Consider the following 8,370-nt stretch of genomic DNA (forward strand, 5'->3'; position numbering starts at 1 on the left):
GAGCCGCCACCCTCTCCCAACTTCGGGAGAGGGTACTCGGCGGGCGTCCGGCGGTCGGGGCGCGCGGCATCGCCTGGCTCACTCCCACGGCGTGTCCACCCGCGCCTTGAGCTCGCCCAGGCGCCGCTCCACGTCGTCCGAGATGGCCTGGATCTCGGCCTCGTCCGCCCGGCGCGGCACCCAGACGGGCTCGCCGTACGCGATCTGCAGCCTGGCGAAGGGCCTGGGGATCAGGAAGCGGTCCCACTTGCCGAAGTACCAGGCCCGGCTCGCCCCGGCGACGACAGGGATGATCGGCGCTCCGCCGCGCTGCGCCATCAGGACGGGGCCGGGCTTCATCTTCTCGAACGGCCCCTTCGGCCCATCGGGGGTGATGGCCAGCGAGCGCCCCTGCTTGAGGAGCTGGATCAGCTCGCGCAGCGCCTCCAGCCCCCCGCGCGTGCTGGAGCCGCGCACCACGGTGTACCCCCAGCGGCGCACCGTGCGGGTGATGTACTCCCCGTCGCGGTGCTGGCTGACTAAGGTGACGATCCCCTGGTGGCGGTGGAAATGAGTACAGGGCAGCAGCCGCCCGTGCCAGAGGGTGAACACCACGGGCTTCCCCGCGCGCCAGAACTGGTCGTAGTTCTCGACGCCCTCGCGCCGGTAGCTGCACGTGCCCATGAGCGCGTCCAGCGCCGCCCCCCCGAGCGAAGCCGCCGCCCGCTCGTGCGCCCTGAGCTGCGTCGTCTGCTCCGACGGCCGCACGCGGCGATCAACCTTCATGGGTGGTTCTCCGGAATCGAACGCCACGCTCAGAGCAGAGTCATGCGTTGTTCAATTTTTTCGTCCATCGCGGCATAAAATCGTTCAGCAACAGCTTTGTCTTCCTGGTTCTTGTTGTAAAACACCACTTGTCGGAAAAACCCAAACTTCAATTCCGGACGGGCTCCACTAAGATCCCAAACCGCGTCCGTGCCGAACGTAAATCGTCCAAGCGCTCGCGGGTCCGATGCAAATCTGGCATCTATCGCTGCAAGCGCGTTCAACCGCGCACTGAAACGCTTTCCGAGTTCCTCGGCCGTCCCATCCAGTCCAATATCTCGAATCAAAACGTCTGCGTTCACCGCAACAAAGCCGTTCAACCCGCTACGATCAAGTTGCTCGATTCCTTTCTTGAAACGCCTCGGTAATTGTGACAGGCTTTTCACTCGTTTCACAGCAAGCCCCACCTCTCTTTGATTGTACAAGAAAACCAGATCAGGAGGCTCCTGATATCGCACGGGCACATCACCCATTGTGAGGAAAGCGGCAGCAAATAGCTCGAACTGAGTGTCCCTTGGCAAAGAATTCGTATCATCATCAGCTAAATCGGAGCCAGATAAGCTTTGTTGTATCAACCGTACCTGCTGGGCATCTAACGGCCTCGAGGCGAGGGCCCGAGCGATTAGATGATGCTCGAAACACGTATGAGTAGAGTCGACGATACGCCGAAGAAATCGTTCGCTGGGCGATGCAGGCAACTCGCCTGGTGCGTTCACCTCCTCTAAGAAATCACGGGCTCTCTGGAGCCGATTCCCCGGCGGCAACTTCACGCCCAATTGCGCATAGCGGTCCAAAGCCCATGTCGCTCCGCGGATTGCGGCAGATGGGTTTACGGGAACGGTAGCACCGCTTGTCCAACCTGCAGGTGAACCCAAATCCATCTTCGATTATTTGCCTCTCTCCAGTAGCTCCCCCGCGATCTCCGCCACCTTCCGCGACGCCCCCGCCCCGCCCAGCTTCCCGCGGATCTCCGCCAGCCCCTCCACCATCGCCCCGCGCTCCGGCGAGTCCGGATCGACCAGCGGCAGCAGCGCCGCGGCCAGCGACTCCGGCGTGGCCGCGTCCTGCACGAACTCCGGCGCCACCCGCCGTCCCGCGATCAGGTTCGCCAGCGCGATGTGCGGCACCTTCACCACCCGCCTGGCCAGGGCGTAGCTCGCCGGGGCCATGCGGTAGACCACCACCATCGGCGTCCCCGCGATCCCCGCCTCCAGCGTGGTGGTGCCGCTCTTCACCAGCGCGGCGGTCGCGTACTCCAGCAGCCCGCCCGCGCTCTCCACCAGCGGCCACGCCGCGCCCGCGTACACCGCGCGGTCGATCCCCCCCGGCGTCCCCACCACCGGCTGCACCTCCGGCCGCCGGGCGACCACGAGCCGCGCCGCCTCGGAGAAGAGCTCGAGATGCCGCCGCACCTCCTGCGCCCGCGAGCCGGGGAAAAGCCCCAGCACCGGGAGAGCGGGGTCGAGCCCCTTCGCCCGCGCCCACTCCTCGCGCGAGAGCTCCGGCGGCGCCCGGTCCAGCAGCGGGTGGCCGACGAAGCGCGCGTTCACGCCGGCCGAGCGCAGGAACTCCTCCTCGAACGGGAGCACCACGGCCACCACGTCCGCGTCGCGGGCCAGGTCGCGCACCCGGCTTTTGTGCCAGGCCCACACCTGCGGGGCGATGTAGTAGAGGACGGGCAGCCCCCGACCCCGCGCGTGCCTGGCGAGCCGCAGGTTGAAGCCCGGGTAGTCGATGGGGATCACGAGGTCCACCCGCTCGCGCTCGAGCGCCGCGAACACCCGCTTCTTGAGATCGAGGAAGAACGGGAGGTGGCGGATGACCTCCACGAAGCCCATCACCGCCAGGTCCTTGAGGTCGGCCAGCAGCTCCACCCCCGCCGCGCGCATCCGCCCCCCGCCGAGCCCGATCAGCCGCGCGCCGGGAAAGCGCTCCAGCAGCGCCCGCGCCAGCGCCGCCCCGTGCAGGTCGCCCGACTCCTCCCCCGCCGAAATGAAGACGACCGGCCCCTCCCCGCTCACCGCCCCCTCCGGGACGACGGGAAAAGCACCGGTCGATCGGTGTCTGGTGCGCACGCCGGCCCACGCGGGCCCTCTCCCTGGCGCTGCGCGCCTGTCCCTCCCCCAAAACCCCCTGGGGGAGGGACCTCCTCGCTTCGCTCGTGACGCGCCGACACGGGATCGAGTCGTCGGGGCGACCCAGGGAGACCTGTCCGCGCGCGCCGGACCCGCGGCAGGCACCGAAGGAGCCCGCGCAGGCGGGCTTTGCGCAGTGGTTGCCGCGACTTCAGTCGCCCCTGCCCACCCGGCCCGCCCGGTCTCACTGCCCCGCCGCCGACGTGCGCAGGAGCCAGTAGATGGCCGCCACGATCGCGATCAGGAAGAGCACCAGGCGCCACACCGAGGGCGGCTTCGGCACCCCCCGCCCGTACGGCGAGCCCCTACGCCGTTCCGGCCAGGGCGACAGCATGGTCGTCGATCTTCTCCATGATGCGCAGCGCCACCGCCAGCGCGTCGCGCCCGTCGCGCCCGCTGACCACCAGCGGCCCCTCGCCGCGCAGCGCCGCCACCCACGCCTCCAGCTCGGCCCTGAGCGGCTCCGTCCCGTCGCCCTTCAGCTCGACGCGCTCCACCACGTTCATCAGCGACAGCAGGCTGAAGTCGCCCTCGGGGAGCGTGGCGCCCTTCTTCAGCCGCAGGAACTCGCCCCGCCCCTGCGCCAGGTCGAGCGAGACGTACCCCGAGCGCTGGAAGAAGCGGATCTTCCGCATCCGCTCCATCGACACCCGGCTGGCGGTGATGTTGGCCACCGCCCCGCCCTCGAACACCAGCCGCGCGTTGGCGATGTCCACGTTCGGCGTGAGCACGCCGATCCCCACCGCGTCCAGCCGCTCCACGTGCCGGCCGACCAGCCCCAGCACCAGGTCGATGTCGTGGATCATCAGGTCCAGCACCACCGCCACGTCCGTCCCCCGCGGTCCGAACGGCGCCAGGCGGTGCGATTCGACGAAGCGCGGCTCCTCCAGGTACTGCTCGCACGCCCGCAGCGCCCCGTTGAAGCGCTCCACGTGCCCCGTCGCCACCAGCAGCCCCCGCTCCTCGGCGCGGGCCACGACCCTGTCCGCCTCCTCCAGCGACGGCGCGATCGGCTTCTCGACCAGCAGGTGCACCCCGGCGTCCAGCGACGCCAGCGCCACTTCCGCGTGCGCCGTCGTCGGCACCGCCACGACGGCCGCGTCCACCGCCGCCAGGAGCTCCTCGCGCGAGCCGAAGCCCGTGACGCCCAGCTCCGACGCGACGGCCGCCGTGCGCTGCGGGTCCACGTCGAACACCCCCGCCACCTCGGCCCCGGCCACCTCGCGCAGGATCCTCGCGTGGTGGAATCCCAGGCTGCCGACGCCGATCACGCCGACGCGCACCGGGGCGCTCATGCCCGCCCCCGGCGAGCGGTCGCCGCGGCTGTCGTCCCGAGGCCCGGCCACACGGAACCGGCCCTCGCCAGGACGACGGCGGGACCGAAGGATCTACTCCCCTCGCCACGTGGGTCGGGCGCGGCAGCGGCACGGAAGCCCGCTCGCTTCACCGCCGGACGCTCGAGCGGCGTCCGCCTCACTCCCCCACCCCGCGCGCCGACGTCTCGAAGAAGGCGATGAAGGCCTCCACCTCGGGGAGCGCGCGCAGCTCCTCGCGCGCGCGCGCCAGCGCCTGCGTGGTGTTGTTCCCCGAGGCGAAGAAGAGGCGGTAGGCGCGCTTGAGCTCGCGCCGCACCTCCTCGCTGAAGCCGCGCCGCTGCAGGCCCACGGAGTTGAGCCCGTAGAGCTGCAGCGGGATCCCCGCCGCCTTCACGTACGGCGGGATGTCCTTGGAGATGCGCGACTGCCCGCCCACGAAGGCGTGCGCGCCGATGCGCACGAACTGGTGGATCGGCGTCATCCCGCCCACGATCGCCCAGTCGCCGATGGTCACGTGGCCGGCCATGTTCACCGCGTTCGACAGGATCACGTGGTTGCCGATCTCGCAGTCGTGCGCCACGTGCGTGTACGCCATCAGCATGCAGTCGCTCCCCACGCTGGTGAGCCCGCGCGCCGCCGTGCCGCGGTTGAGCGTGGCGTACTCGCGGATCACCGTGCGGTCGCCCACGACCAGCGTCGTGGGCTCGCCCATGTACTTCAGGTCCTGCGGGTCGGTCCCCAGCACCGCGCCCTGGTGGATGGTGCACTCCTCGCCCACCGTGGTGTCGCGCTCGATCAGCACGTGGCTGGCGATGCGGGTGCGCGCCCCCACGCGGACGTTGGGGCCGATGATGGAATACGGTCCCACCACCACGCCAGGCGCCAGCTCGGCCGAGGGGTCGACCAGCGCGGTGGGGTGGATCTCGGCGGCGGCCGGGCTCTGCACGGTCATCAGGAGTCCCTCACTTGTCTACGACCCGGGCCATCATCTCGGCCTCGGCCACCACGTGCCCGTCCACCGTCCCCACTCCCTTCATCCGGCAGTTGGGGCCGCGGATCTGCAGGATCTCCACCTCGAAGCGGATCTGGTCGCCCGGGATCACGGGGCGGCGCCACTTCACGTTGTCCAGCGACATGAAGTAGATCACCTTGTCGTCCATGTTCTCCATCTGCTCCAGCACCAGCAGCCCGCCCACCTGCGCCATCGCCTCGATGATCAGCACCCCCGGCATCACCGGCCGGCCGGGGAAGTGGCCCACGAAGAACGGCTCGTTGATGGTCACGTTCTTGAGCCCCACGATCCGGCGCCGCTCCTCGAACTCCACGATGCGGTCGACCAGGAGGAAGGGGTAGCGGTGCGGCAGGTACTGGAAGATCTGCTCGATGGAGAGCATGGGCCGGGTGAGCGCCTTGCGCGCCGCGCGCTCCACCAGCTCCGCGGCGAGCGCCACGTTCGCCTTGTGCCCCGGCTTCTCCGCGATCACGTGCGCCTGCAGCCGCGCCCCCACCAGCGCCAGGTCGCCGATCAGGTCCAGCGTCTTGTGGCGCACGAACTCGTCGGCCCAGCGCAGCTCCGTCCCCCCCATCACCCCGCCCTCGTCGGTCAGCACGATCGCGTTCAGCGTCGAGCCGCCCTTGCCCAGGCCCCGCGCGAACAGGTCCTGCACCTCGCGCTCGAAGCAGAAGGTGCGCGCCGGCGCCACCTCGCGCGAGAACGGGTCGGCCTCCACCCGGAAGGAGCCGTACTGCCGCCCCACCGCCGGGTGGTCGAACTCCACCGTGGTCGACACGCGGAAGTTGGGCGAGGGCGCCACCACGAACTCCGCCGAGCCCTTCGTCACCTGGAACGTCTCGTCGACGGCGATCACCTTCGCGGGCGCGTCCTGCTCCTCCGCGCCGCAGCCGGCCAGCAGGTCGTCGAAGCAGCGGGCGCTGCCGTCCATGGCCGGCGGCTCGGGGCCGTCCAGCTCCACCAGCAGGTTGTCGATCCCGCGCGCCACCACGGCCGAGAGGAGGTGCTCGGTGGTGTGCACCCGCGCCTCGCCCACCCCCAGCGTGGTGCCGCGGTCGGTGCTCACCACGTGGGAGACGTGCGCGGGCACGTCGGCCGCCCCCTCCAGGTCGGTGCGCCGGAAGACCACCCCCGTCCCCACCGCCGCGGGCGAGATGCGCATGCGCACCGGCGCGCCCGTGTGCAGCCCCACCCCCTCCAGCTCGCCCCCGCGGGCGATCGTGTTCTGTCTCGGCGTCGTCGGCATCTATCTGGTCTGGCGTTCTAAACAAGGACAACTGCGAAAGACGCTCGTGCGGGCGTGTCCCCCTGCGGGGGCCGGGCTGCGCGCGCCGTAGGGCACGATACCGCCGTGCCCAACGGCGCCGGGCCCCGGTCGCGCCCAACCCCACGGCGCGCCCGTGCCCCGGGCCCTCCGGGCGCGCATCCCTCACGCGGAACTGCAGGGAACAGAGAACAGGGTACAGGTGATAGCCAGCCCCGAATCCCGTCCCCGCACCGCTCCGTCGAGTCCACCCTCTCCCGAAGTTGGGAGAGGGTGGCGGCTCTAAGGCCGCCGGGTGAGGGCTCCCCGCGGCGGCACCGAAGCCAGTCCGCCCGAGCTAGACTTTCCCTTCCCCACCCTTCCCGAACACCGCCCGCTCGATCTCCTTCAGCCGCTTCATCAGCTCCGGCAGCTTGAAGGTCGCCGCCTGCACGCGCAGGGCCTCGCGGTGGGGCCGCGCCGGGTAGCCGGAGACCGTCTCGCCCGCCCCGACGTCGCCGAACACCCCCGCCTGCCCGCCGATGCGCGCCCCCGCGCCGATCTCGATGTGCCCCTGGATCCCCGCCTGCCCGCCGAGGACCGCCCCGTCGCCCACCCGGGTGCTCCCCGAGATCCCCACCTGGGAGACCACGATCACGTGGCGGCCGATGCGGCAGTTGTGGCCCACCTGGACCAGGTTGTCGATCTTGGTCCCCCGCCCCACCACCGTGTCGCCCACCGAGCCGCGGTCGATGGTGGTGTTGGCGCCCACCTCCACGTCCGCCTCCAGGCGGCACCCGCCCACCTGCGGCACCTTGCGGTGCGCCCCGCCCTCGAACACGTAGCCGAAGCCGTCGGCCCCCAGCCGCGCCCCGCTGTGCACGATCGAGCGCTCCCCCACCACCACCCGGTCGTAGAGCGTCGTCTGCGGGTGGATCACCGCGTCCGCGTCGACCACGCAGTCGCGCCCGACGACGACGTGCGCCCCGATCCGCGCCCGCTCGCCCACGCGCGTCCCCGCGCCGATCACCGCGTACGGCCCCACCGTCGCCGTCGCCGCCACCAACGCCCCCTCGCCGACGATCGCCGTGGGGTGGACGCCGGGCTCGGGCGGCGCCTCGGGGTAGAGCGCCGGGAGCACCCGGGCGAGCGCCCGGCGCGGGTCGTCCACGCGCACGGCGGTCATCCCGGGGCCGAGCGGCGCATCCGCACTCCGCGCAACGAGAACGGCGCCGGCGCGGGAGGCCTGAATGTACGGGAAGTAGCGGGCTTCGGCAACGAAAGAGAGCTCGTCGGGCCCCGCCTCGTCCAGCGGCTTCACCCCGCGCACCACACGCGCCCCGTCGCCCTCCACCTCGCCCCCCGCGATCCGCGCCACCTCGGCAATCGTCAGCTCGGCCATTCTAGAGTCGCTCGGAAGGATTCCATGGAATACGGCCAACCCCGGATGGTGCTCGTCGGGGTCCCGCGCCGACCGCGGCCCACCAGCCCCGCCAGGTAGATCCCTCGGGTCGCCACCGCGCCCCTCGGGATGACGTCGTCGCGGGTTCGATGGGCTCTCGGTCTGGCAGACGATCCCGTAGGGGCGAGGCCTGCCTCGACCGTGCCCGCCCCGGTGCGAGCCCCGCCTCTCGCGAAGAAGACAGCCTTGCAGCCTCGCGCAGTTTGCGAGGCTTCCTGCAGTGGTTGCCGCGGCTCAGCCGCCCTGAGCCCCCCCCAAATCGGGATAGGGGGGCCGGTCTCCCGGCACCCCCTCCCCCACCACCGTACGTACGGGTCCGTATACGGCGGTTCGGATGGTTGATGGACTGAGTGTGTTGTGCTCCGTCCTGAGTGAAGAGGCTGCTCCCCGCCGTCCGT

General features: G+C 70.8%; 7 protein-coding genes. All 7 read right to left on the minus strand.

Features of this window, described 5'->3' with window-relative positions; all coding sequences use genetic code 11:
* Window positions 1-78: 78 nt before the first annotated feature.
* Entirely contained in the window at window positions 79-765 is a 687-nt protein-coding gene (locus VF746_22655; GenBank protein ID HEX8695230.1) for a lysophospholipid acyltransferase family protein, read from the minus strand.
* 29 nt (window positions 766-794) lie between these two features.
* A complete protein-coding gene (locus VF746_22660) occupies window positions 795-1,598 on the minus strand; it encodes a hypothetical protein (GenBank protein ID HEX8695231.1) in 804 nt (267 codons plus the stop codon).
* Between the two features lie 93 nt (window positions 1,599-1,691).
* Entirely contained in the window at window positions 1,692-2,825 is a 1,134-nt protein-coding gene (lpxB, locus tag VF746_22665) for a lipid-A-disaccharide synthase (GenBank protein HEX8695232.1), read from the minus strand.
* Between the two features lie 419 nt (window positions 2,826-3,244).
* Window positions 3,245-4,234: a Gfo/Idh/MocA family oxidoreductase gene (locus tag VF746_22670; protein ID HEX8695233.1), complete on the minus strand. Its 990-nt coding sequence runs from the start codon at window positions 4,232-4,234 to the stop codon at window positions 3,245-3,247.
* Between the two features lie 178 nt (window positions 4,235-4,412).
* The gene (gene lpxA, locus VF746_22675) at window positions 4,413-5,207 is read right to left on the minus strand and encodes an acyl-ACP--UDP-N-acetylglucosamine O-acyltransferase (GenBank protein HEX8695234.1); all 795 of its coding nucleotides are present in this window, start codon (window positions 5,205-5,207) and stop codon (window positions 4,413-4,415) included.
* A 10-nt stretch (window positions 5,208-5,217) separates the two neighbouring features.
* Window positions 5,218-6,513 (minus strand): bifunctional UDP-3-O-[3-hydroxymyristoyl] N-acetylglucosamine deacetylase/3-hydroxyacyl-ACP dehydratase, encoded by a 1,296-nt coding sequence (locus VF746_22680; protein ID HEX8695235.1) that lies wholly within the window; start codon window positions 6,511-6,513, stop codon window positions 5,218-5,220.
* 355 nt (window positions 6,514-6,868) lie between these two features.
* Window positions 6,869-7,912 carry a UDP-3-O-(3-hydroxymyristoyl)glucosamine N-acyltransferase gene (gene lpxD / locus VF746_22685; GenBank protein HEX8695236.1) on the minus strand — a complete coding sequence of 348 codons (1,044 nt, stop codon included), beginning with the start codon at window positions 7,910-7,912 and terminating at the stop codon, window positions 6,869-6,871.
* Between the last annotated feature and the right edge of the window lie 458 nt (window positions 7,913-8,370).

The organism is Longimicrobium sp., assembly GCA_036389795.1.
Lineage (GTDB): Bacteria > Gemmatimonadota > Gemmatimonadetes > Longimicrobiales > Longimicrobiaceae > Longimicrobium.

What these genes read in the sequence shown, in the direction of transcription:
- VF746_22655 (HEX8695230.1), bottom strand. Translation starts at nt 765, where the DNA reads ATGAAGGTTGATCGCCGCGTGCGGCCGTCGGAGCAGACGACGCAGCTC.
- lpxD (HEX8695236.1), bottom strand. Translation starts at nt 7,912, where the DNA reads ATGGCCGAGCTGACGATTGCCGAGGTGGCGCGGATCGCGGGGGGCGAG.
- VF746_22670 (HEX8695233.1), bottom strand. Translation starts at nt 4,234, where the DNA reads ATGAGCGCCCCGGTGCGCGTCGGCGTGATCGGCGTCGGCAGCCTGGGA.
- lpxA (HEX8695234.1), bottom strand. Translation starts at nt 5,207, where the DNA reads ATGACCGTGCAGAGCCCGGCCGCCGCCGAGATCCACCCCACCGCGCTG.
- VF746_22680 (HEX8695235.1), bottom strand. Translation starts at nt 6,513, where the DNA reads ATGCCGACGACGCCGAGACAGAACACGATCGCCCGCGGGGGCGAGCTG.